This is a genomic window from Iodobacter arcticus (genome assembly GCF_042664895.1).
Classification (GTDB): Bacteria; Pseudomonadota; Gammaproteobacteria; order Burkholderiales; family Chitinibacteraceae; genus Iodobacter; species Iodobacter arcticus.
Map to the genome: position 1 here is coordinate 1 of NZ_JBHTBQ010000025.1, position 24,318 is coordinate 24,318.

Consider the following 24,318-nt stretch of genomic DNA (forward strand, 5'->3'; position numbering starts at 1 on the left):
GATGATAGTGCAGATTACCTGTGTGAAAGTAGGTCATTGCCAGACACCCTAAGCCGTAAACAAAACCCCCGTACTCGAAAGAGGCGGGGGTTTTGCTTTGGGTGCAAGAAATGCCGCCTTAGTGTCACGATAACCTTCGGTGGTTCGCGTATCAGGTTACGCGATTATCGCTGAATGAGGTAAACCTCACACGCAGACTGCTAACCCAACCTACAAAACCTTGTCATCAAGAGATATTTAGGCCTGCTTGTTTGGCTCTTTGGGATGGGATTTTGTGCGCAGGTCGTTAGCTTATACACGAGGCTGCTATTGATCGATCGCATACGCTCAAGCCCTTAAGCTGGCTTATAAATCACGGTATGAGCTCGTATTAATAGCTTGATCTCTGCTTAATATGCGGATCAGTTAGTCTTGCTGTTCTGTTTTTATTTTTTACTTTATTTAATCTCTTTTCAAAACATAGCTGCATATCCAGCTTGGAATCATGCTTGCTTGCCTGTAATGAGGCATCCTATTCTGGTTTTTATTTCTGAATTTTCATGGGTGCAGAATTATCTAAAATTTTGATCTAGAATTAATGTTGTCAGCATATTGGTGTAAGCATCTACTATGCTTTATTACTCAGTGCTTTAGGAGCTAAACTGTATTCATTCTTGTAACCATTAATGGGTAGCTTGAGTTTAGTGAGCTTATAGGGGGGATTAATGAGTGGGGTATGTGGTGTGCAGACACAAATAATATTGCTGCCAGACATGGGGGGATCGGCAGATTTTCAGCAGAAGCTTGCTGAAGTGGCTGATTTACATGGGCGCACCTTAGAGCAAAGTAAGCAGGGACAGTTGGATATTGAGGAAAATTATAGGAGTATTTGTAATTTCTCAGTAGAAGCCATGCTGCTACTGGGGGCAGATGGTAAGGTTATTTGGGCCAATAAAGCGGCAATTAGTTTATTTGCGTACCCTAAAGTTAAGCTTTTCGGTTTGGCGATTGAACAATTGCTCATCCCAGATCAAAGAGCCAAGTTTCTAGAGCAATTAGATAGTTTTACTTTGATGAGTGATACGGATAGCTTAACTGAAGCCAGCTTATTTAGTTGGCTATGCTTGGGTGGCGGCTTTTTTAATGCTGAAATGAGGCTGGGTTTATTGCCTCACCCAAGTAGTGAAGGTGCAAATGTTTGCCTGCTTATTACGGCGAATCCTCTTTTGCATGATGCAGCAAGAGGAAAAGAGCGTATTCAGCAAATACTAGATGAAACTTTAAGAATAAAACGAGATTTTCTGGCAAACATTAGCCATGAGATTCGTACTCCTATGAATGCCATTATTGGTATGACCCATCTGGTGCTGAAAACCGATTTAAATATCAGACAAAAAAATTATATTGAAGTTATTCAAAGGTCCAGTGAGCATTTGTTAAATATCGTTAATGATATATTTGATTTTTCAAAAATGGAAGAAGGCCAATTACAGTTGGATCTTTTTGTTTTTGATTTGCATAGTGTATTAAATAGTGTGCTTGAAAAAGTAACTGTTGAAGCCAAGGAAAAAGGGCTTTCTTTACTGCTGAAAACGCCTGATTATTTACCTTCAGTGCTAATAGGAGATGCTAAGCGTTTAGAGAAAATTTTACTGCACTTGGTAGAGAATGCCGTGAAATTCACTACTTGCGGACAGGTTGAGTTGCTGGTTGAGCTTGAGTCAGAAAGTCATGATGAGGTGAGTATCAAATTTTCAATTCTTGATACCGGTGTAGGAGTGAGCCATGAGCAGCAAGCTCAGTTATTTCAAGCCTTTGCTCAGGCAGATACTTCGGCAACTAGGAAATTTGGTGGGCTTGGTTTAGGTTTGGTTATTTCTAAGCAATTAGTGAGCTTAATGGGGGGGCATATTGGGCTAATGAGTGAGGAGAATAAAGGAAGTTGTTTTTGGTTTAGTCTTTCATTAAAAAAAAATAAGCAGGAAGTGGAGTTAGTATCGCCTGCACTATTGAAGAACCAGCAGCGTCAAGCTCTGGCTAGCCGTTATGGATCACGTGTTTTATTAGTAGAAGATAATTCATTAAACCAGCAAGTTGCTAGCGAAATATTAATGGATGCGGGAATGCAGGTGATGGTGGTCTGTGATGGGCAACAGGCACTTGATATTTTAGAAAAAGAGGTTTTTGATCTGATTCTGATGGACATTCAAATGCCTGTAATGGATGGTTGGAGTGCTGTAAAGGCAATACGTGCAGGCGATTATTTGGCAGATATTCCAATTATTGCTTTGACTGCATTAGCAATGAATGAAGATAAAAAAATGAGTTTAGAGTCTGGAATGAGCGATCATTTGCTTAAGCCTATTGACCCTGATTTATTAATTGCAAAACTGATTCAATGGTTGCCAGAAGTAAAACGGAATACTCCGCAGGCAGCAGCGGTTAAGGCTGAAGATAATTATGGTTCTGCTATACAGGGCCTTCCATTGGAAATTCCTGGTCTGGATATGGTGATGGGACTGAAGTATGCGATGGGTAATCCAGATTTTTATCGGCGTTTATTAATTAAAGTTTTAGATGAAATGCCTAAAATTCAGTTAAACCTTGCTGAAACGATTACTGAAGGTAATTGGGTTGATGCGAAACGGCATGCGCATACAATCAAGGGAATTTCAGCAACAATCGGCGCAAATGAGTTGCAAAAAATATCCGGACAGCTTGAGTTTGCACTTGGGCAAGGTGAGGCGAGAGCGATTATCTTACAGATGCAGGATGATGTTGCTGATGTGGCGGCTCGTCTGCTGGATGCTCTTCGGTTTTTTTATATTGTTCCAGAAGAAAACCAGGAGCGAGTGACTGCTATTTCATCTATGGGCGAAATGGTATTAAGTATGGAGGATAAGAAGCAGTTGTTTGACGATTTGCAGCGCCTATTACAGGAAGGGGATGCATCAGCGGGTGAATTTTTTGAAGAGAATCAGCAGAAGTTTGAATGTTTATGGACAGGGCGGAGCCATGAATTGTTAAGGCTTATTAATCAGTTTGCATTTAATGATGCGCTTAAATGGATGAATCAGTTTCCAGTTTGATTTAATGCAGAATGCTCAGTGCTGTAAGGAGTGGATATGGAGCCGTTACAAATGCAGGAAAATAGATCAACTATTCTGGTGGTGGATGACACGCCAGACAATTTAATGTTGCTCAATGGTTTGTTGCGGGATAAATATCGCGTAAAAGTGGCTAATCATGGTGAGGTGGCTTTGCGTTTGGTGCTTGCAGATCCAAGACCAGATTTAATTTTATTAGATGTGATGATGCCAGACATGAATGGTTATGAAGTCTGTACAAAGTTAAAAGAAAATCAAGAAACAGAAGATATACCGGTTATTTTTCTGACTGCAAAAACAGCAATAGAAGATGAAGAAGAGGGATTTTCCGTAGGCGGGGCGGATTATATTAGCAAGCCAATTATCCCTTCTATTTTATTGGCAAGGGTACAGACACAGCTGGCTTTAAAAGCGGCTCAGGTGTTTTTGAAAAATCAGAATCAATATTTAGAGCATTTAGTTCAAGAGCGGACGCGTGAGCTTGCCCATTTACAGCAAGCTACTATTTTGGCGATGGCCTCTTTAGCAGAAACACGTGATAACGAAACAGGTAAGCATTTGCGGCGCACGCAGCATTTTGTGGCCCTTTTAGCTTTGGAATTATCAGATGATCCGCGATTTAGTGACGAATTAACACCGGCAAATATACAGTGGCTTTATAAATCAGCACCTATGCACGATATTGGCAAGGTGGGAGTGCCTGATCATATTTTATTAAAGCCGGGTAAGCTGACCGATGAAGAATTTAATTTAATGAAGATGCATACTGTTTATGGGCGGGATGTGATTACTTCGGTAGAGAGTTATTTAGGAACAAAAGAAGATAAATTTTTGCATTATGCGCGTGAAATTGCCTATAGCCATCAGGAGAAATGGGATGGCAGCGGCTACCCGCAAGGCTTAAAGGGAGAGGATATTCCCTTATCGGCAAGGCTAATGGCGGTTGCTGATGTTTATGATGCTTTGGTTTCTAAGCGGGTTTATAAACCTGCTTTTTCGCATGAAGATGCGATGAGTATTATTGTAAAAGGTAGTGGCTCACATTTTGATCCTAGCGTGGTTGGCGCTTTATTGCGGATTCAAAAATCCTTTCCAGATATTTCTCTTCTTTTCGCTGATGATGAGATTGAGCATCATTAAAACGAGTGTGTTTTAATGATGCTTTTTTATAAAGAGCTTAGTATTTTCTTTATTTCTGAAAATAAGGGTCTTGCACTGATTGTGACTTGTGCACTGCTTATTTGCAGATTAGCCAGCTTATCTAAAGTCGCCGCTGATCCCTGTGTACGGCTAAGTAATTCTTCTAATAAACAAGCAAAAGCGCGTACTTCAATATTCTGGAGCAAGTTTTGCTCAGGGGTATAAAAAGACGCCGCGCCAAAATCGCCTAATCGTGTTTCATTCTCTGGGCCAATTAAAATATTATGTGCATATAAATCGCCATGCAAAATATGGGCTGCGTGTAAATGCTCGGCTGCGGCTGCAATACTGCTGGCAATCTTTAATGTGTTTTCTAGACTGAAATACTGATCTTGGGCATAGATATCACGGGTGCATGATTCTAAGCTTGGCGGCCCGGCAAGGTTGCTAAAGCCATCAATCAGGGGCATCAGCAGCGCCGGGTGCTGATCGGGATGCTCTACTTGGCCAATTGCGCCAATCAGATAAGGATGCTCGCCAGCGGCAATGCAGGCGGCCATTTCACATTGGGGTAGGCCATCACTTGTGAGCGCACCTTTAAAACGCTTGAGTGCGACGGCCCTAGGATTTTCTTGCTGCCACAAGGCTTTGTAAATCACACCGGAGGCACCTTCCCCTAGCTGCTCGGCCACCTCTAGATCTTGCCAGTGAATTGCTGGTGCGTGCGGTGATGCAGGCGGCATTGGGCAGAATGGATTGCCTGCAAAGGCTAACCATGCCAATTTAGGTAAGCTAAATAGCCAGTCTGGTAAAGCTTGCAGTTGGTTGGCAGAGATGCGGATCAGCTCTAGATTTTGGCAAGCGGCCAGCGTTTCGGGTAAGGATTGCAGCTGATTACCGGCCAGCATCAGTTTTTGCAAGGCATGGCACTGGCCTAGCTCGGCGGGTAGATGGCTGATTTGATTGTCTGTAAGAATGAGCCAGCGTAGTTCTAATGGCAAAGCTGCTGCACTGACCGTTTGAATTTGATTTGCCTTAAAGCCCACCATGCATAAGTTGCTGCAGCGCCCCAGTACTTCTGGCAAATGATCAAATTGATTATCCGAGCAAAAAATCACTTTCAAAGATTTTAGCCGAGGCAAATCATCGGGCAGGCTGGACAGCGCATTGCCGGATAAATTTAAAATCTCTAAGGAATCCGCTAGGGAAAAAATATCTTCTGGAAAAGTGGTGAGGCCACAAGATAAATCCAGCCGCTTAATACCTTTGAGTTTCCCAGAGCGAAGTTGTGAAAGTGTGTGCATGTACGGAATGGCTGGGTGAAAGAAAGGTGGGATTATCCAGTAAAGAGCGGGGAAGCGCAGCTAAACACATGGGTATTTTGCTGTGCTTTTGGATTAAATGGCCCGCCAAACGCTGGCTAACCAAGGCTGCTGTTCACGCGGCAGGCCTGTTGGGCGGTAGTAGTGTTCTAGCTCGGTAAATCCTGCGGCGATTAAATAGCTTTGCCATGTTTCTAAATTGTAATACGCACCATAGCGGCCTTGATTCCAGCCTTCCACATTATCGCCGCGTGGATTGGAGCTAAATAGCACCCCGCCTGGCTTAAGCGTGGCATGGAGCTGGCTGAGTACGCGGGGCAGCTCTTGGCTGGGGATGTGGAATAAAACGGCGTTGGCAAAGATGCCATCAAAGTGGGCGGCTGGTAAATTAAGTGCCAGAAAATCTTGTTGCCAAACCTCTACGCCGCTATCTGCCCTAGCCATTTCTACAAAACGTGCCGTGCCATCTAGCCCCACGGGGCGATGGCCGAGTGCTAAAAATTGTTTTAAATCTCTGCCAGGGCCACAGCCAAAATCCAGAATATCGAAAGGCGCTTTGCCGCTGATGTGGCGCAGCAGCGCTGCAATATTCTGGCTGACATCGTGGCTCGCTGTGCCTGCCTTAAAGCTTTCTGCATTGGCCTGATAGTGCGCCAGTGTTTGCTGGCTAATCAGGGCGAGTGGATTGTGTGTTTCTGAATTCATAAAACTCTCTCAAAGTGCATTTCTTGCTGCAAGCCACAGACGCCGCTATCTGCCCTAGCCATTTCTACAAAACGTGCCGTGCCATCTAGCCCCACGGGGCGATGGCCGAGTGCTACAAACTGCTTTAAATCTCGGCCGGGGCCACAGCCAAAATCCAGAATATCAAAAGGCGCTTTGCCGCTGATGTGGCGCAGCAGCGCCGCAATATTCTGGCTGACATCATGATCCGCCGTGCCTGCTTTGAAGCTTTCTGCACTGGCCTGATAGTGCGCCAGTGTTTGCTGGCTAATCAGGGCGAGTGGATGGTGTGTTTCTGAATTCATATAGCGCTCTTAAAGTGCAGCTTCTTGTCGTTAGCCGCAGTTGCCGGAAGGTCGATATTTCTTTAATCTGGCTGATGGTAGGCTGGGTTAATAGTTATTCTGCTGTAATTTATCTCTATAACTGCCTTGCGTCTCTTTGCCCTATTACACACTAGCCTTTTATGCTTTCTCAGTGTTCTGCTTTTAAACTCTGTGTTCTCTGTGTCTACAGATTTTAGGTCTGTGCTCATCAGAATCGTTACGATTAAATAGGAAGCAAATGAAAATCCACTCCTTGCTCTTGGGCGTTTTGCTCAGCAGCCCCGTCTATGCGATCGATTATGCGGGTTTGGGCGCTGAAAGTATCAGCAAAGAGACGATTGAAGCGTTTCGCCCCAAGCCACTCGAGCCTGGTTTATCGCGGCGGATTCAAAGCATGCTGGATATTTCTAGCCCCTCAGCGGGCCTACTTAGCCCCGATGGTGGGCGGCTTTATTTTAGCTGGCGGGTGACGGGGGTGAGCCAAGTTTGGCGCTTAGATGGCCCGCAGCGTTTCCCTATGCAAATGACGGGTGGAGAGGATGCCACGCAAATTGCAGGGATTAGTCCTGACGGGCAGACTTTAGTGATTCAGCGTGATCGCAAGGGCGAAGAAAACCCCGGCCTTTATTTGCAGCCCGCAGCGGGCGGTGCCTTAAAAGAAATTCAGCATCTTGCCGGCGTGCAAACCCGTTTTGCTTTTGTTTCTGACGATAATCAGTATGTGTATTACAGCGCCAACGATAAGCAAAAAGACAGCTACACCCTATATCGCTACCACATTGCCAGTGGCACAAAACAAGGGGTGTTTGATCAGCCGGGCTTATGGAATATTGCAGATCAGCGCCATGGGCGGATTTTGCTGGAAAAAACCATCACCAATTTGGCTTCTGAATATTACGAGCTGAATAATGGCGAGCTAAAGCCCTTATTTGGCCAGAATGAAAAAGAAGAATACCAAGCAGCTTATGGCGCAGGGGTTGACGAGCTGATTGTACAAACGTCTAAATTCGGCAACTTCCGCCGCCTTTACCAATGGAAGGCTGGTCAATTTAAGCCGATTTCCCCAGAAATGAACTGGGATGTTGGCCGCTTCGATTTGGATCAGTCTCGCAGGCATATTAGCTATAGCGTGAATGAAGCAGGCTATACCCGCAGCTTTGCGCTGGATGCCAGTAGTTTGCAGCCAATTAAGCTGCCAGCATTTAAAGATGCCGATCATGTCATGCTCAGTGGTCATAGCCCTGATGGGCGCTTTAGTTTGATTAGCGCAGAAACGGCCAAGTCGCCACGCTTAAGTTATCGCTATGAATGGGCGACTGGCAAGCTGGTGCAATGGCAGCAGGCTATGAGCCCGGAAGTCGATACGCAGCGCTTTGCCAGAGCCAGCCTAGAGACTTATCCTGCTAGAGATGGCACGCCGATTCCGATGTTTGTGCGCAGACCCGCGCAGTGCGCAACGGTGACTTGCCCTGTGGTGGTGCATTTTCATGGCGGGCCGGAAGCGCAGATTAAGGCGGGCTTTTCCCCAGTGGCGCAGCTCTATGTGGATGCCGGGTTTATCTTTGCCGAGCCGAACGTGCGTGGCTCGGATGGCTATGGTAAAGCGTGGCTGGCCATGGACGATGGCCCGCAACGCCTGCAAGTGGTGAGTGATATCGAAGACGCCTCGCGCTATATCCGAGCCAAGTGGGGCAAGGGTGGCCAAGTGCCGAAGGTGGGGATTATTGGCGGCAGCTACGGTGGTTATTCCACTTTGGCGGGGATGACGATGTTTGCGGGTAGCTACGATGCAGGCGTTTCTACTGTGGGCATCTCTAATTTTATGAGCTTCTTACAAAACACCGCGCCTTATCGAAGGTTGCTACGTATCGCTGAATATGGCGATCCAGTCAAAGATCGTGAAGCATTAATTCAGCTCTCGCCGATTAATCATATCGATAAGCTGATTGCCCCTCTGATGTTGATTCAAGGCGTGTCCGACCCGCGTGTGCCAGTGGGTGAAGCGATGCAAATGTATGAGGCAGCCCAAAAACGCAATGTGCCCGCTGAACTGATGCTATTTGCCGACGAAGGCCACGGCGCGGCCAAGCGCGAAAATCGCGTTTACTCGATTGGGCATACGATTCGGTTTTTGGAGGCGTATTTGAAGTAGATGTCGTTTTAGTAGTGAAAAAAAACGGGCTGAATGGCCCGTTTTTTATTTGGAATGGGGGCATCTAAACCCCAATTATCGCCCGTTTTGCATTTAGCCTCCCCCTTTGTGAAAGGGGGATTAAGGGGGATTTGCTTTTGGTTTTTTGCTTATTTAAGCCCGGCATCAACTGCAAATCCCCCCTAGCCCCCCTTTTTCAAAGGGGGGAATAAGTGCATCAAGCTTATGCAAATACTTATGCCGTTGGGGTAAAGCTTGGGTTTTAATCCCAAGCCATCCCCTTAATTTAAACCATTATGTTTTAGCAAAGCGGCCACTTCAGGCTTCCTGCCACGGAAAGCCGTGAAGGAGTCAATGGCTGGGCGGCTGCCGCCCATGGCGAGCACTTCTTTTCTGAAACGTGCGCCGGTGGCGGGGTCTAGGATGGATTTGCCCGCGGCAGCGGCTTCTTCAAAAGCAGAATAGGCATCGGCAGACAGCACTTCCGCCCATTTATAGCTGTAATAACCTGCTGCATAGCCACCCGCAAAAATATGGCTAAAGGTGTTAAACCAGCGGTTATAGCTTGGGGCGACCGGCATTTCGAATTCGGCGACCAGCGCGGCATTTTGTGCGGTGGCGTCAATCGCATCGGTGCTAGCGTGCAGCTCCATATCAAAGAGCGAGAGCAAGACCTGGCGCACCATGCCGCTGCCGCTCATAAAGTTTTTGGCCGCCAGCATTTTGTCGAATAAGTCGCGTGGCAGCGCTGTGCCGCTCTCTACATGGTGAGTTAGATCAGGCAAGACTTGCCATTCCCAGCAGAAGTTTTCCATAAACTGGCTTGGCAATTCCACCGCATCCCATTCCACGCCGTTGATGCCGGATACGCCGGATTCATCGACCTCGGTTAAGAGGTGATGCAGGGCATGACCAAATTCGTGGAAGAGGGTGATGACATCATCGTGGGTCAGTAGGGCTGGTTTGCCATCTACGCCAGCAGAGAAATTACATACCACGAGGGCTACGGGGTTTTGTAAGTCATCGCCTTTGCGATCGCGGCTGAGCACATCGTTCATCCACGCGCCGCCTTGCTTGCCGGTGCGTGCGTACAGATCCAGATACAAGCCACCCACCGCACTGCCATCCAAGTTTTGCAGGGCGTAGTAGTTGACATCTGGGTGCCAAACGGGGGCGCTGGCTTTAACAAAACGCAGGCTGTACAGCGATTCAATCACTTTAAACAGGCCGGATAAAACTGTTGGTTCGGTAAAGTAAGCTTTGACTTCTTGGGCCGAAAACGCATATTTGGCTTCGGATAATTTCTCGGCAGCATAGCCGTAATCCCAAACGGCCAGCTCGTCTAAGCCGAGTTGTTCTTTAGCGAATGCTTTCAATTCAGCACGATCTTTGGCTGCAAAAGGCTTAGCGCCGTGGCCCAGATTGCGCAGGAATTCTGCAACCTCAGCAGGTGTGTCGGCCATTTTGGTCGCCAGTGATTCTTCGCCGTAGTTATTAAAGCCCAATAACTGAGCGGCTTCGGTACGTAAGGCGTGGATGCGTTTAATCAGCGGGCCGTTGTCGCGCTCTGCTGGGCCAAATTCTGAGGCGCGGGTGGCATTGGCGTGATAAACCGTTTCGCGCAGTGTGCGGTTGCTACAGAACTGCATCACTGGGCCTTGGCTAGGCTGCTTTAGCGTGACTTTGTAGCCGGTTTTTTCGTCAGCCTCGGCGGCGGATTTAGCGGCAGATAACCAGTCTTGCGGCAAGCCATCCAGCTCTGCGATGTCTTCAATATAGAGGCCCCACTCATCGGTGGCATCCATCACATTCTGCCCAAATTTAACCGTCAGCTCGGATAACTCTTCGGCGATTTCGGCAAAGCGTTGTTTTTGTGCTTCGGGCAGCTCGGCACCGCTCAGGCGGAAATCTCTGAGTGTGTCTTCAATAATGGTTTTTCTGGCCGCGTTATAGTCGGTAAATTCGGCGCTGGCTGCAATCAGCTTGTATTGCGCGTAGAGCAACTCGTTCTGGCCCAGCTCGGTATAAAAATTGGAAATCCGCGCGATATTGGCGTTGTAAACCTCACGCAGCTCAGGTGTGGTGACCACGCTTTCTAAATGCGCAACCACACCCCACGCTAAGCTGAGTTTTTCTAGCACAGCGTCTAGCGGCTCTACAAAATTGGTCCACGTTGGATTGCTTACTTTTTCAGCCGCGCTAACGGCTGCAGCAGAGCTGGCTAAGAGCGTGTCCAGCGCTGGGCTGACGTGTTCAGGTTTAACGCTTGGGTAATCAGGTAATTTACCGGTCAGATCGAGAAGTGGATTGGTCATTCAGCAGGCTCGCATAAAGTGGAGTGTGGTCTATTGCTTAGTAGATGCGAGCGGTTCGCCCTTATTTCAAGCCAAGATCAGGTGGTTGTCCCATTTTATTGTGGGGTGGCTGGATATCGGCGTAAGGCTGCCGTTTTGTGGATCAAGCAGGGTGATTACGCCTAGCTCGGTGCTGACATAGGCTTGATCGCCCCAAGCTGCGATGCCTGCTGGGCGCAGCAGGCCGCATTGCCGGTGGGCGGATCCATTGCTATTCCAAATCGCCAGCGCATTGCCCTCTAGGCAGCTGAGGATAAATTGCGTGCCGACGGCGGCGATACTGGCGGCGTAGCCTCCCAGACCGGGTACGGTTTCAGCGAGGCTTAGCTTGCCATCTCGCAAGATGGCCAAGAGTGGCGCATTGTCTACGCTGTCCCCCCTTGGCGATTCGGCCTGAATGGCGATGCCGAGCGCGCCATCGCTGCTAAGTGCTAGATGGCGCAGACTGAGGGTGGTTTCGGGCAGGATATGCTCGCTTTTCTTTTGCCCTGATGGCCAGTCGAGCAGCACAACGCTGGGTTGCATGGTGGCAAGGTTGAGCTTGTCGCGGCCACTTTGGGGTAGGGTAAGGATGCCGCCATTGGCAATCGCCAGTGTTTGGCTGTCGATAAACAGTAGCTCGTGCGGGCCAATGCCGTGGCTGGATAGCTCCCCAAGCCTCTGCAGGGTTTGCGGGTGGTAAAGGCCGATCAAGCCTTGGCCGGTCTGGATATTGTTTTCGCTGGTGAGTAAGGTGCGGCCATCTGGGCTAAGCACAGCGTGACCAAAGAAGTGGCGGTTTTCTGCGGCGGCAACTTGCCGGACAATCTCTCCCGTTTGCCAATTGATGCGCATCATCCAGTAGCCAGGGCGACGTGCTAGGAGGATCGCTTCATTGCCTGTAATCGGAATGATGCCGTGGCCGCGGGTGGGGGTTGTCACCGCTTTACCTCCGACTGCACCAAAGTTTTTACCCAACTGGGCGGCAAGCAAAACGGGTGGTGTTTCGCCTACCGCCCATGCTGGCAAAGGCAGGGCTAACAGCGCCAAGCTTTGCATTAGGCGGCGGCGGGGAAGGTTAATCGCCATCAGATTCGGATAATCCAAGTGTGAGATCAAGCGCTTCGGCGGCTCCGGCTTCAATGCTGTGTTTGAGCGCCTGAATGCTGGCTAGGTATTTGCCACGGGCGCTGGCTGCGGCAGGGCTGTTAAACGCGGCGGGGATCGCTGCTTGGGCTGCTTTGGCGTTGGCAAAGGCTTTTTTTACTTGCATGGCAATTTCTGGTTTGCCTGCTTGGGTGAGCAAAGGCGTGATGCCTGATTGGGGGCTAAATAGGGTTTGTTCAATCGCATTGAGCACGGCGACGGAGCTGTCTTTGCCAATGCCACTACGCCATTCGGCAAAAGCCTCGGCTTTAGCTTCCTTAGGTAAACGTTTGGCTTGGCTGTCCAGCGCGCCTAGCATCAGATTAAACGTTTCTGGTAGTAGATTCTCTCTAAAAAATGGATTTTCTGCACCCAGCTGGGTGTGATAGTTTTGCCAGCCGGGATTGAGCAGGGCGATGTCGCTGACAATACGCTCGCTGATGGCAAGCAGATACTGGCAGCGCTCAGGGTTTTGTAGTTTGGCGAGCTGTGCCTTGGGATCGTTATTACCCCAGAGTAAGTATTCGGCTGCGGGCAGGCCACGCGCAGCTACATTTCGCTCGTCTAAACCCTTGGGGATCATGGCTTCGATATCATCTGGGCGGGTGGGCCAGAAGTCGATTTTACGCCCAGTGCGCTCCAGCAGAATTGGGCCGGCAGGGGCCGCATCCATGGCATGCCAGGCGATGGCGGTTTTTTTCCATGCGGCACGGGTGAGGCTGAGTGTTTTTTTATTGGGCGTGGCACAAAAGGCTTTGCTGCTGCCAGCGAACTGCTCACTGGCGCTGACAAGTAGCCGATGCCGTGGCAAATAGGCGTCCGCAATCCAGCGCGTGCTGAACTCGGCGGAGGGTTGCAAAGGCTCGGCATGGCTGATGGCAGAGGCCAAGAGGGTGGCGGAAATGATCCATTTAATATTCATTGGTTTCACCGTAGGGCGGGTGAAACCCGCCGCTTTTTAAGTGTGTCATGCAAAAATTGGCGGGTTTCACCCGCCCTACATGGACTCGTCAAATCACAAAGACTGCAAAAATTTCAAGAGATTGTCTCGGTCGGCCTTTGATAATTTCAGTACGGCTTGTTTGGCGTTTTCTGCTTCACCGCCGTGCCAGAGTACAGCTTCCATTAAATTACGTGCGCGGCCATCGTGCAGGTAATTGCTGTGGTTGTTGACGGCAGGTACTAAGCCTAAGCCCCAGAGCGGCGGTGTTTTCCATTGATTGCCATTGGCTAGGCCATCTGGGCGGCCATCCGCTAGGCCCTTGCCCATATCGTGTAGCAGCAGATCGGTGTAAGGCCAGATTTTTTGTCCTGAAAGCACGGGCACGGCTTTAAAGTTAGCTGTGGTATAGCTGGGTGTATGGCAGCTTACGCAGTTGCTTTCTTTAAATACCTGTTTGCCGCGCAAGACTGCGGCGTCTTGTGGATCTCTGCGGGAAGGCACGGCGAGGGTGCGGCTGTATAAAACCACTTTATCCAGTGTTTTGCTGTCAATTTCTGGCTTGCCACCATGGGGTGCTTGTATGCAATCTTTTTGGGTGGGCATGCACTCTTCTTTAGGAAAATGCTTGGAGGTAATGCCGATATCACCACTAAATGCGCCTGCAGATTGGTGGGCAATGGAGGCAACATTGGCTTTCCAACCAAAACGACCCAGCATGGTTTTGCCTGCATAGGCGTCTGCCACATAATTGGGCATGCCCTTAATGCCTAAGCCTTCGGCTTTTTGTCTGGCTGCATTGGCCAGAATGTCTTTTTCGCTGATGGCTTCCAGTAAGCCAAGGCCAATCATTTGTGGTGCTACGCGTGGCGAGATCATCAGCTGCGGGTGGGCTGGGCCATAGGCCAGATCGCTAAGGGTGTAAGTGGGCGCGCGCAGGCTGTATTTTTCGCCGTCTGCAAAGTGGCCAGGTATTTCCCGGTAGCTGATTTGCACCTTACCTTCGGGCTTCACGTTATCGATGGCGTCGTTATTAAACTGGCCGCCGTAATTGGGGTCGGGCTTGTCGCCGGGGATAGACAGGCGCAGCAGTAGCGATAAGGGCTGATCTTCCTGAATGCCATTATTAAAGTCGGGTGGTGTGCCACGGCCATCTTGGCTATGGCATGCCCCACAGGATCTGGCAATAAAATGCGGCCCCAATCCATCTCTGGCGGTGGTGGAGGCGGGGGCGGCGACCCATGCTTTTTTAAAAAATGAATTACCAATCACAAAAGCGGTTTTGTCTTTTTCGCTTAGCGCATCGGCGCTCAGTGAAAACGCATTGCGGCCATGATCATCTGCGGTGGCTGCATTGCCTCCCGGCCTATCTTCGCCCGTTTCAAAGGCGGCGAGTAGGCTGGTGGTGCTGTAAGCGATGGCGGCTGCAGTGAGCAGGGTGGCGCTGAACGCGGCCAGTTTGATGGTCTGTTTTTGCATGGAATCACTTTTTAAACGGCAACGGCCCTAAGGCGAGAAATCACCTTAGGGCCAAAAATTAGTACCAGCTCAGGTCTGCGAACAAAACCCAAATCCTGAACCACAGAGAACACAGAGGGCATGGCGTTTCACGGAGAAAACTAAGATCCGTTTTTTTCGTGCCTTTCGTGCTTATCTGCTTTTGATTCTCTGAGTAGTTACAGCGATTAAGGTGCTTTGGTGCTTAAGCGTTTAATACCTAGGCTTTCCGCTGCAATCACGAGGTTTTTGCCCTGTTTCTTTAAAGAATCAATCACGGCTTGCACCCGTTTACGGCCAGGGGCCTCTTTTTTACCAATGATTTCTTGATCAAACGGGGCTTGAATTTCTTTGGATAATTTCAAAGTATTGGCGATATCTGTACTGATTGTTTCTGCAATGGTCGGGTTTTTCTGGGCAACAAGGGCTTTCAGGCTGGCGCCTTCCAGTGTTTTGCCATCACGGCCAGTGTAGCGGCCTTCCCATACATTTTGCATGCCGATCACATCGCCAATGATGTCACGATGGGTGTTGTCAGCAAAGCAAGAGTGTTCATCTTCCTGATTTTGCGTATCCATCGCCACTTCCATACGCTCGCCTGCTAGCTCGCCACGGGTGAGCACACCTAAGCCGGTCAGTGCTTTTTTCAGGCTGGCTTTGTCGCCTGCAACAAATTGCTTACGGAAGTTATTACCGCTGGCTTGCCATTGCTGGGTAACGGATTCCAAGTCTTCAATCAATAGCTCGGTCACGATTTTTAGATATTGGCGGCGGCGATCAGCATTGGGTGCTTTACCATCTACGAAATCTGTAAATTGCCTGTCCCCCGGACCATTGGCATTTTGATCTTGGCCCCAGAGCAAGAACTCGATGGCGTGCCAGCCGGTAGAGATATTTTCTTCACCGCCACGCTCATTCAGTGATTTCAATTTTTCTTTGGTGATGGCGATTTTTGGGTTGTTTACAAAGCCTGATTTTGTTTTGCCTTTTACAAAATCGATATAGCCTTCATCAATCGGCCATGCATTAATCCGTGGCTCCGGGCCTTGTGCGTCGTCGATCGGGCCGGAGTAAAAGCGATAAACTTCGGTCGGTAAATAAAACTCACGCGCGGCCAGCCATGTTTTACGGGCGTCTTCTAGGCCAGCTTGTGAGGGCGCAGTTAAAAAGGCATCAATACTTTTTTGCATATCACGGGCGCTGGCTACGCTATCGCTATAGCTTGCATACACAATGGTGGAATATTGCTCCAGCACGGCGCGGGTGGTGATGTCTTCTGCTTGTGATGGCAGGGCAGTCGCGAGGAGGCCTGCAGCAAAGGCGTGGCACAGGATTCGGTTTAAGCGCGTCATTTAATATTCCAGTGAATAAGCAGCAAATAATAGGATGATAATGATTCTTATGACGTATGCAATACATTGTTAAGAATATGTTTTTCGCTATCGCTTACAATAGGCTTTTAAAAGGAATAAAAATCATGGCAGTAGGGGTATTTGACGGTATTAAACCAGAGGTAAAAGCGGGCGCTTGGGTGCACGAATCAGCACAGGTGATTGGTGAAGTGGTGCTGGGAGAAAACGCCTCGGTGTGGCCGGGCGCGGTGATTCGTGGTGATGTAAACGCAATCAGCATCGGCAAAGACAGCAATGTGCAAGACTGTGCCGTGTTACATGTCACGCACAAACGCGCGGACGATCCGACCGGCGCACCATTGGTGATTGGCGAGCGGGTCACCATCGGTCACGGCGTAATGTTGCACGGCTGTACCATTGGCAATGAGTGCCTGATTGGTATGGGAACGATTGTACTGGATAGAGTGGTGATTGAAGATCGGGTGATGATTGGCGCGGGGTCTCTAGTGCCGCCTAATCGCCGTCTGGAATCGGGTTGGCTGTATATGGGCCGCCCCGCAGAGAAAAAACGCCTGTTGACCGAGGCAGAGCTGGCCAACTTTAATTATTCAGCAGCGCATTATGTAAGGCTGATGGCGAAGTACCGGGATGCGGGCTGATGTTGGCTATGGCGAGCACCAGCCCGTTTTGCCCGGCTATGGCGGGCAGCACGCTTAAAGTTGAAAGCGTGTGACTGAAGCGCTTAATTCTTTGGCCATATTATCCAGCCCAAGGATGGAATGGCCCATGTTTCTTACGGCGGAGGCGTTTTCTTCGGTCATTTGCGCGATTCTTTCTACATTAAGGGCTAAATCACGAGCTGCCGCGCGCTGCTCTTGCATTTGATCTGTAATGCTATTAACCGATCCGATCACACCGTGGCTGCTGCTGTTTATTTTTAAAATACTTTCACGTGCCTGATGGGTAAGGGTGAGCCCATCCCCTACGCGGCGATGCCCGTTTTGCATGCTGCCTATTGCTTCATGTGCGCCTTGTTGAATGGCACTCACCATGCTGGTAATTTGCGCTGCCGATGAGGTCGTGCGTTCTGCCAGTTTTCTTACTTCATCTGCCACCACGGCAAACCCACGGCCTTGTTCTCCCGCCCTTGCGGCTTCAATGGCGGCATTGAGTGCAAGCAAATTCGTTTGATCAGCTACTTCACGAATCACTACCACAATGCTGCCAATTTCCTCGATTTGCTTACCTAGCCCCTCAATTTTTTCGGATGCATTGCCGACTTCTTGTGCTATTTGCTCCATTTCTTTAGCGGCAGACTGCACATCGCTGCTGCCTGATTCGGCCAGAGAGCCTGCTGCACGCGCCTGATTGCTAACCTCTTCGGTATTGGATGCCACTTGATCCATACTGGTGCTCATTTCTTCGACGGCCGCAGCCATTGAGCTGGCGGATGACGTTTGCTGATCGGTGCTGGTAGAAACTTGCTGGGAAGCGGCAGCGAGCTCTTTGGCTGCAGACGAGACGGATTTGGCATTTGTGACCATCAGATTGATGATGTCGCAAAGGCTGGCTTGCATGCGTTTTATATCATTTTGCAATGTGCCGATTTCATCTTTGTAAATGGTGATGTTTTGCCAGTTATATGAAAGATCGCCACTGGCTATTTTTTGGGCCACTTCACTGACCTGCATTAATGGTTTGGTAATTAAGTTTGAAATATAGAAGGCCATAAATAGGCCAAGTACGATGGCAAGGCCAGAGGCAAACAGCATAAATGATCTTGCAGACGCAAAGTTTTCGTAGGCTGATGTTTTGCCTTTTTGCATTAAGCTTTCTTGAAAATCGGCAAGCTCATGTAACGCTTTAATATAAGCATTATTGCTGGGATCGATCTGGTTTTTGATAAATGGCCATGCTGCTGATTTATCTTCGGCGATGGGAGGATAATCGTTTAGGTTTTTATTCAGCACATCGATGGCCTGGCGCACTTTATCAAATAACTCCCGCCCTTTGGGGGTGCTGAGCAGGTTTTCTAGATCTTGTAATTTTTGTTTTGTTTTGCTGCGGTTTTCATTGAGGATATTCAGTGCTTTATTTATATCTTCTTTCTCTGTTGCTAATGCCATATTGCGAACTTGCCTACCGCTGTCTAAGGATAAATTCATTAAGCCATTAGAGAGCGCAATTTTAGGGTAGCGATCATCCATTAAGTCTCTTAAAGCATCATCAATTTGTCCCATACTTCTTAAGCCCAAGCCAGCCGTGAGGGCGAGTAAGATTAAAACGGTAGCAAAGCCAATAAATAGTTTGCTTCTAAGGGCCAAGTTTTGCATGACACTATCCTTTTTAATAGATTAATATCGTTATAGCTTTGTAATTTAAATAAAGACGCTTGAGCGGCGTATATAAATAATAAGCCTTTATATTGAACACTTATTGTTACCAAAACGGCGGGTGATCAGTACGCAATTCATTTTTATTGTGGCGTTATAGCGCGCTGTAAGATCGTAATGAAAGGCATTTGGCGACGATTACCTGTTTATCCGGCTGGGCGGCCATGCCACAGTATTTATCACTGCAGTAAAGGCCGCTTTGTTTAAAAAAATGTATGTGTATATTGCATCAGATAGGCTGAAAGTGCGTGCTGCCTATATAATCGAAGCTTGTTAGCTGACTGGTTTTTGTAATGTCCCAACATGTAATTGCCCCACCAATGCAAGGTACCAGCCCTAAGGCTTGGTATCAAGGCCTGAGCGCCAGCCCGAGTTTTATTCCTGATCCGGCGCAAGCTGGCGCGATCGAGCGTCTGGACGCGCTTTATCATCAGCTATTGCTTTTCAAAACCAAGCGTAGCCGCTTGTTTGGCAAATCACTGTTGCCGCAGCCCGATTTACCACGAGGCCTGTATTTTTGGGGCGGGGTGGGGCGGGGCAAAAGCTTTTTGATGGATGCGTTTTATGCGGCCCTACCTTATAAGCGTAAGAAAAGGCTGCACTTTCATCAGTTTATGCAGGAAGTTCACCATGAGCTGCGTCAGCTAAAAAGTGAAACTGATCCGCTGGCGGCCGTGGCCAGCAAAATTGCTAAAGCCGTGCGTGTGCTGTGTTTCGATGAATTTCATGTTTCCGATATTGCAGATGCCATGATTCTGGGCCGCTTGATGGAGCATTTATTTAAGCGCGGCGTGGTGCTGGTGACGACGTCTAATTACCCGCCGGATGGCCTGTATCCGCATGGCTTGCAGCGCAATAATTTTTTGCCGACCATTGCATTACTCAATAGCACGCTGGATGTGTTTAATCTGGATGGCGGCAACGATTACCGCATGCGCACGCTGACTCAAGCCAGAACTTATCTCACACCCAATACCGCAGAAAGCACGGCGGAGTTGGATCGCTTGTTTTCTAAGATTGCAACGAGCAAAGACAGCGCGCCACAGTTAAAAATCGAAGGTCGCATCATTAAAGCCAAGCGAGTGGCTGCCGGTGTGGCGTGGTTCGATTTTTTTGCGATTTGCGGTGACACCCGTGGGCAGGCCGATTACTTGCAAATTGCGCATGCCTATCACACGGTGATTGTGTCTGATATCCCCAAACTGGCGAGTAATCAGGCGTCCGAAGCGCGGCGCTTTACTTGGCTGGTGGATGTGTTTTACGACCATCGCGTAAAGTTGATTATCTCAGCAGAAGTACCCGTGGATGATCTTTACCAAGACGGCGTGCAAGCCAGCGAGTTTTTCCGCACCGCCAGCCGTTTAACTGAAATGCAGGCTGAGGAATATCTCGCCTTGCCGCATCAATCGATTGCGGCCCAGTTGACGGGGATTAGTGAAACTTAGTTTTCTAGTTATAAAGACTCTTCAGCTTGTCTTGATAGAGTGCTAAACCTTGAACCACAGAGTAAGCGAGAACACAGAGGCCACAGAGAAAAACATTAAATCATTCGTTTTCTCTATGTTCTCCGTGGTTCAAGATTTGGGTTTTACTTGCGCACCCATTCGTAATCCAACGCCCCCTTACTCAAACGCCCCCAATCGTTTTTGTTCCTGCACCGAAAAATACTGATCGCGCAATTTTTGTACTGCTGTATTTTGCTCGGTGGGGGGCAGGGTGCTGATTGCATGGCTTCTTGCCGCTAAATAAGTATCGATTTTACTTTGCCACTGGCCTTCTTCCTTATCCAAGGTGGCAAGCCGGTCTGCGGCGTCGCTGCCTACGCTCTGGCTGCGTATTTGCCGCAGCTGCTCGGTGCTGGCACCTGCTTGCTTGGCCGCTTCAATTTGTGAGGCCAGTGAGAGGTGTTGTACCAGTGCGGCTCTTGCTTGCTGTGCGGCAGGGCTGAGCTGGGCGTCGAGTGTGGCTTGCTTCTGTGCTTTTTGTGCAGCACTTAATCGCTCATCCTGCTGAATGGCTAAGCGCTCTAAAAGCGCATTATGTTGCAGATCCTCTTCTGCAAATAAGGCGGTGATTTCTTGGCGGTTAAAAAAGCGGCTGCGCGTATTTTGAATGGCGGCAAGGCGTAAACGCATGGTTTCCAGGTTTTGACCGGCGAGTGCAGGGTTGTTAGCCAGTGCAGCTAAGGCCTGCTTAAACTGAATATATTGGGCTAGGATGCGCTTTGCTTCTTTAGCGGCGTCAGGTTTTAGCTCCCGATCTAAATCTTGCGCAATTTGAGCGATGATCTCCGCCAACGGACGCTCACCCACCGTCGCCAGATAATAATCAAAGCGCAGCAATAAGGCTTGATTAAGCTGCAAATCACCCTTGCCCTTAGCGATTTCCCCATCCGGACTGGTGCCAGATAGGGAAGGGGCAAAAGCAATGGCAGGCTTTGTGGCGGCCACCTGAGCGATGGTCTGCTCAGGTTTGAGTGACCAGGCCGCAGCAGCCACCAATAAAACGGTGGCCACCATGCCAGCAAATAGCCAGCGCAGCATTAGAGACCTGCGTTTTTCAGGCGATTAGCGTGCTGGCGGAATACGCTAATTGGGTTGGTTTCAAACAGGCTAACAATGCCAATAAATTGATTGATCTCATCCAAGTGATTCATGCGGTAATCGTCGCGCAGCACTTGGCCTAAATGGCTGGAGCAAGATGAAACCAGACCATCGTTTTTTTCTTTAAAAGCCAGTGAAGTCAGCCCCATTGCGGCATCGCTAATATCAAAGATATTGGTGAGCTGGCTGGCCCCGCTCCAGGAGTAATAACGAACGCCATTCACTTGATAAGCACCTTCATTGCAAGCATCAAGTGGCACGCCTTCCGGAAATTTGGCATTAAATTTGACAGATCCTGCTGTGGTCAGTGAATCAAGTGCTGCATTGGCACTTTGAGGGAGCGAGCCGTCTTTGGAGACCAGCCCGATTAATTTAGCAAAGCCCTCTGTAATCAAGATAGCGGTTGCTTCGCTGATTGAGCCGGGTGGCGTGGCTTTACGCACTACATCTGCTACTTTAGTGCCTTTATTTACCCCCGCAATACTGCTGACTGATGCGACTAAATCAGGCCGTACCGATGCCACATAACGCGTGGTTGGGCCGCCGTGGCTATGGCCGATCAGATTAACTTTACTTGCGCCGGTTATGGCTAAGATTTGTTTTACTTGCGTTAAAAGCTGTTCGCCACGTAGCTCGCTGGAGTTGGTTGCTGAGACTTGGGCCACATATACTTTTGCCCCATCGGCTTGCAGTGCTTGCGGCACTTTATAAAAATAATCGACCCCTAATATTTCATCAAAACCAAATAAACCGTGCACCAGGACGATGGGGTGCCGTGTTTCGGTATAGCCCGCAGCCATAGCTGGTGTGGTTAGGGCGAGTAGCAAGCATGTCAGAAAAAATTTCATCCCAAACTCCTAATAAGTCTTTGAAAAGACTCAAAGAGCACCGCGTGCGGCGCGTTTAAAATATGATCAAACACATGTTTAATCGGCATTCTTACGTCATAGAACAAATTTTTGATTAATCCTATTTAAAACAGCAATTATTTTGTAATGAGAAGCTGACACAGAGCTGACTATTGATTTTTAAGCCTTTGCCGCCATATCAGAAGTAGCGCATCCAAGCTGCTCGCAGCTGGCTTTGCACCTTTTTTATCTCTCACTTTAAGCAGGTAGCTATGCGCGCTGTGATTCAAGAAAATCAAACTTTATTGCTGGGGGATGCGGTAGTCCCAAAAGCTGCGGTTGGGCAATTATTAGTTCGTGTACAGGCAGCAGGGATTAATCGAGCCGATTTAGCCCAAGCCGCAGGCCGCTATCCGGCTCCTCGAGGGGATTCAAATATTCTGGGTTTAGAAGTAGCTGGAATCGTCGTCGAGCTGGGCGAGGGCGTGCTCGATTTTGCCGTGGGTGATGAGGTGCTGGGGCTGGTGGGCGGTGGCGCATATGCTGAGTTTTGCCTGCTGGAATCCGTACTTGCCATTAAAAAGCCTGCGAATTTGTCTTTTACTGACGCAGCTAGCCTGCCCGAAGTATGGATGACGGCATGGTTTAATCTGGTCGAAATCGGCAAGCTAGTAGCGGGCCAGCGGGTATTGATTCATGCAGGGGCAAGTGGCGTGGGCGCTGCCAGTATTCAGCTCGCCAAATATTTGGGCGCGTGGGTGGCAACGACTGCAGGTGGCGTTAAAAAAGCGGAATTTTGTAGCCAGCTAGGGGCAGATTTGGTGGTGGATTATCAGCAGCAAGACTTTGCCGCAATGGTTAAAGAAGCAGGCGGTGTAGATTTGATTCTGGATGGCGTAGGCGGGGATTATCTGGCAAAAAATCAAGCCTGCTTGAATACCGACGGGCAAATTGTACTGATTGGCTTATTAAGAGGAATCAGCACAGAAATTAATTTGGGCCAGCTTTTAATGAAACGCCAGCGCCTTACAGGATCAACCCTCAGAGCCCAGCCATTAAAAGTAAAAGCAAAGCTAGCCACTGCCCTTAGGGATGTGATTATTCCTGCCATTGCTGCCGGGCAATTAAAAATAACGGTTGATCGTATTTTTAATTGGGAAGAAGCGGCGATTGCCCATCAATATATTGCAGATAACCAGAATATTGGCAAAGTGGTGCTGCAAGTTTCTTAAAAGCTGGGGATATCGTCATTCCCGCGTGCGGTTGGCGGGAATGCAGCTGCGCTGCTGGATCCCCGATAAAAACACTCGGGGATGACGATTTAATTACTTCATAGGGTGTACAACGACGCAGTCGTTGCTACGACAAAACGGTGCGCAAGAAAAACGACTTGCACACCCTATGAAAACCAACAATGTTTTGATCTTAAGTTTGTGGGATTAGATTTAATCAGGGCTTAGCGCTCTCTTCATTGCTGAGTCTGGATGGCTCCAGCCAGGTAGCTGGCAAATCGCCGCTAGCCAGCGTTTAATATTTGGATAATCAGCCACATCAATGCCTACTTGATCCAGCCAAAATAAATAAGCTGAACAGCTGATATCGGCAATACTTGGCCCTGATTTTAAAAGAAACGCACGCGTCGATAATCTCTCATTCAGCGTATTTAAATCAGTTAGCATTCGTTGCTTTAAATAGTGCATCACTTCCGGGGGCTGGGCTTGCCAATGTAGGGCAAAGCGGTAATTAGGTACGCTAAAGCCAATTCGATTGGCCTCCCAGGATAGCCATTCCAGCGCACCTTGCCATTCTTCTCCCCCCGTTAATTGCCCGCTTTTTTGTGTCAGATAAATCAAGATTGAATTCGATTGGCAAAACACCTGCCCCTGATCAAGCAAAACCGGCACTTCGCCAAAGGGGCTGATGGCTAGAAAATATGAGGGCTTATTGCTTAAATCGACCCATTGATAATCATGGGGTGTGTTTGTTAAAAGCAGAAAAGATCTGACTTTATAAGAATGACCAGAATCGGTGTTGCCGAAGAGTTGCATAAGAGTCTTTTGTTAAAAAATAGGTTTGAAATCTTGAGTATTATTTGTTGCACTTACTCCACACGGCCTTCTCTGGAATAAGTGCCAGATGAACGCTGCCACTGTAAAATTTGCGCCTGTACAGCATAAGGTGTGTGGCAAACAATCCATTTTACTAGCATAAAAAGCCTTAAATAGATAATTAACAAATGTTGGATGCCAAATGTGGATTTGGTTTTTTAGATAAATAGCTAAAAACTCAGATAGTAAATCACTTGATTCATTTGTTTTAGGTGCAAGTTGTTGATTTGTATGAAAATAATTGTTGTAAAGTTTGAATTATTTTTTATGTAAAGTATTAATGGATTTCTTGCTAAGAGGGAGTGATCTGCTAGGGTTAATTGCTAATAATTTACAGTGGGCTACTTAA

At 48.4% G+C, this 24,318-nt stretch carries 18 protein-coding genes; 6 read left to right on the forward strand and 12 right to left on the reverse strand.

The window, feature by feature from the left end; genetic code table 11:
- Positions 1-704 precede the first annotated feature (704 nt).
- Both ACFQNF_RS12340 and ACFQNF_RS12345 read left to right on the forward strand, forming a co-directional pair.
- Entirely contained in the window at positions 705-3,068 is a 2,364-nt protein-coding gene (locus ACFQNF_RS12340; protein ID WP_380188253.1) for a response regulator, read from the forward strand.
- A gap of 51 nt (positions 3,069-3,119) precedes the next feature.
- Positions 3,120-4,226, forward strand: a complete 1,107-nt coding sequence (locus ACFQNF_RS12345) for an HD-GYP domain-containing protein (RefSeq protein ID WP_380188275.1) — start codon at positions 3,120-3,122, stop codon at positions 4,224-4,226.
- 26 nt (positions 4,227-4,252) lie between these two features.
- On the opposite strand, the gene ACFQNF_RS12350 is transcribed toward ACFQNF_RS12345, so the two are convergent.
- From ACFQNF_RS12350 to ACFQNF_RS12360, 3 genes are all read right to left on the reverse strand, one after another.
- Positions 4,253-5,530, reverse strand: a complete 1,278-nt coding sequence (locus ACFQNF_RS12350) for a leucine-rich repeat-containing protein kinase family protein (RefSeq protein ID WP_380188254.1) — start codon at positions 5,528-5,530, stop codon at positions 4,253-4,255.
- A gap of 93 nt (positions 5,531-5,623) precedes the next feature.
- Positions 5,624-6,253: a class I SAM-dependent methyltransferase gene (locus ACFQNF_RS12355; RefSeq protein ID WP_380188255.1), complete on the reverse strand. Its 630-nt coding sequence runs from the start codon at positions 6,251-6,253 to the stop codon at positions 5,624-5,626.
- On the reverse strand, positions 6,250-6,576 hold the full coding sequence (locus ACFQNF_RS12360; protein ID WP_380188256.1) for a class I SAM-dependent methyltransferase: 327 nt from the start codon (positions 6,574-6,576) through the stop codon (positions 6,250-6,252). The genes ACFQNF_RS12355 and ACFQNF_RS12360 overlap by 4 nt, the downstream gene beginning before the upstream one ends.
- Positions 6,577-6,835: 259 nt before the next feature.
- Here ACFQNF_RS12360 and ACFQNF_RS12365 point away from each other — a divergent pair, with 259 nt between their 5' ends.
- Positions 6,836-8,749 (forward strand): S9 family peptidase, encoded by a 1,914-nt coding sequence (locus ACFQNF_RS12365; protein WP_380188257.1) that lies wholly within the window; start codon positions 6,836-6,838, stop codon positions 8,747-8,749.
- 281 nt (positions 8,750-9,030) lie between these two features.
- On the opposite strand, the gene ACFQNF_RS12370 is transcribed toward ACFQNF_RS12365, so the two are convergent.
- The 5 genes from ACFQNF_RS12370 to ACFQNF_RS12390 all read right to left on the reverse strand — a co-directional run bounded on the left by ACFQNF_RS12370 (position 9,031) and on the right by ACFQNF_RS12390 (position 16,017).
- A complete protein-coding gene (locus tag ACFQNF_RS12370) occupies positions 9,031-11,064 on the reverse strand; it encodes a M3 family metallopeptidase (protein WP_380188258.1) in 2,034 nt (677 codons plus the stop codon).
- Positions 11,065-11,130: 66 nt separating this feature from the next.
- Positions 11,131-12,189 carry a DUF1513 domain-containing protein gene (locus ACFQNF_RS12375; protein WP_380188259.1) on the reverse strand — a complete coding sequence of 353 codons (1,059 nt, stop codon included), beginning with the start codon at positions 12,187-12,189 and terminating at the stop codon, positions 11,131-11,133.
- Positions 12,161-13,150, reverse strand: coding sequence for an imelysin family protein (locus ACFQNF_RS12380; protein ID WP_380188260.1), 990 nt, complete (start codon positions 13,148-13,150; stop codon positions 12,161-12,163). The genes ACFQNF_RS12375 and ACFQNF_RS12380 overlap by 29 nt, the downstream gene beginning before the upstream one ends.
- Positions 13,151-13,243: 93 nt before the next feature.
- Positions 13,244-14,647, reverse strand: coding sequence for a di-heme oxidoreductase family protein (locus tag ACFQNF_RS12385; protein WP_380188261.1), 1,404 nt, complete (start codon positions 14,645-14,647; stop codon positions 13,244-13,246).
- Positions 14,648-14,853: 206 nt separating this feature from the next.
- Positions 14,854-16,017 carry an imelysin family protein gene (locus tag ACFQNF_RS12390; RefSeq protein WP_380188262.1) on the reverse strand — a complete coding sequence of 388 codons (1,164 nt, stop codon included), beginning with the start codon at positions 16,015-16,017 and terminating at the stop codon, positions 14,854-14,856.
- Between the two features lie 122 nt (positions 16,018-16,139).
- Between ACFQNF_RS12390 and ACFQNF_RS12395 the strand changes: the two genes are divergently transcribed.
- On the forward strand, positions 16,140-16,676 hold the full coding sequence (locus tag ACFQNF_RS12395) for a gamma carbonic anhydrase family protein (protein ID WP_380188276.1): 537 nt from the start codon (positions 16,140-16,142) through the stop codon (positions 16,674-16,676).
- 54 nt (positions 16,677-16,730) lie between these two features.
- Here ACFQNF_RS12395 and ACFQNF_RS12400 read toward each other — a convergent pair whose 3' ends face one another.
- On the reverse strand, positions 16,731-18,350 hold the full coding sequence (locus ACFQNF_RS12400) for a methyl-accepting chemotaxis protein (protein WP_380188263.1): 1,620 nt from the start codon (positions 18,348-18,350) through the stop codon (positions 16,731-16,733).
- A gap of 353 nt (positions 18,351-18,703) precedes the next feature.
- Here ACFQNF_RS12400 and zapE point away from each other — a divergent pair, with 353 nt between their 5' ends.
- Complete coding sequence (gene zapE / locus ACFQNF_RS12405; RefSeq protein WP_380188264.1) at positions 18,704-19,855, forward strand: cell division protein ZapE; 1,152 nt, start codon at positions 18,704-18,706, stop codon at positions 19,853-19,855.
- A 177-nt stretch (positions 19,856-20,032) separates the two neighbouring features.
- Here the strand turns inward: zapE and ACFQNF_RS12410 are convergent, their stop codons facing one another.
- Together ACFQNF_RS12410 and ACFQNF_RS12415 are read right to left on the reverse strand one after the other, a co-directional pair.
- A complete protein-coding gene (locus ACFQNF_RS12410; protein WP_380188265.1) occupies positions 20,033-20,953 on the reverse strand; it encodes a lipase secretion chaperone in 921 nt (306 codons plus the stop codon).
- Positions 20,953-21,861, reverse strand: coding sequence for a lipase family alpha/beta hydrolase (locus ACFQNF_RS12415; protein WP_380188266.1), 909 nt, complete (start codon positions 21,859-21,861; stop codon positions 20,953-20,955). The genes ACFQNF_RS12410 and ACFQNF_RS12415 overlap by 1 nt, the downstream gene beginning before the upstream one ends.
- A gap of 272 nt (positions 21,862-22,133) precedes the next feature.
- On the opposite strand from ACFQNF_RS12415, the gene ACFQNF_RS12420 reads away from it, so the two are divergent.
- Positions 22,134-23,093, forward strand: coding sequence for an NAD(P)H-quinone oxidoreductase (locus ACFQNF_RS12420; RefSeq protein WP_380188267.1), 960 nt, complete (start codon positions 22,134-22,136; stop codon positions 23,091-23,093).
- A gap of 213 nt (positions 23,094-23,306) precedes the next feature.
- On the opposite strand, the gene ACFQNF_RS12425 is transcribed toward ACFQNF_RS12420, so the two are convergent.
- Entirely contained in the window at positions 23,307-23,909 is a 603-nt protein-coding gene (locus ACFQNF_RS12425; RefSeq protein ID WP_380188268.1) for a glutathione S-transferase family protein, read from the reverse strand.
- Positions 23,910-24,318 lie beyond the last annotated feature (409 nt).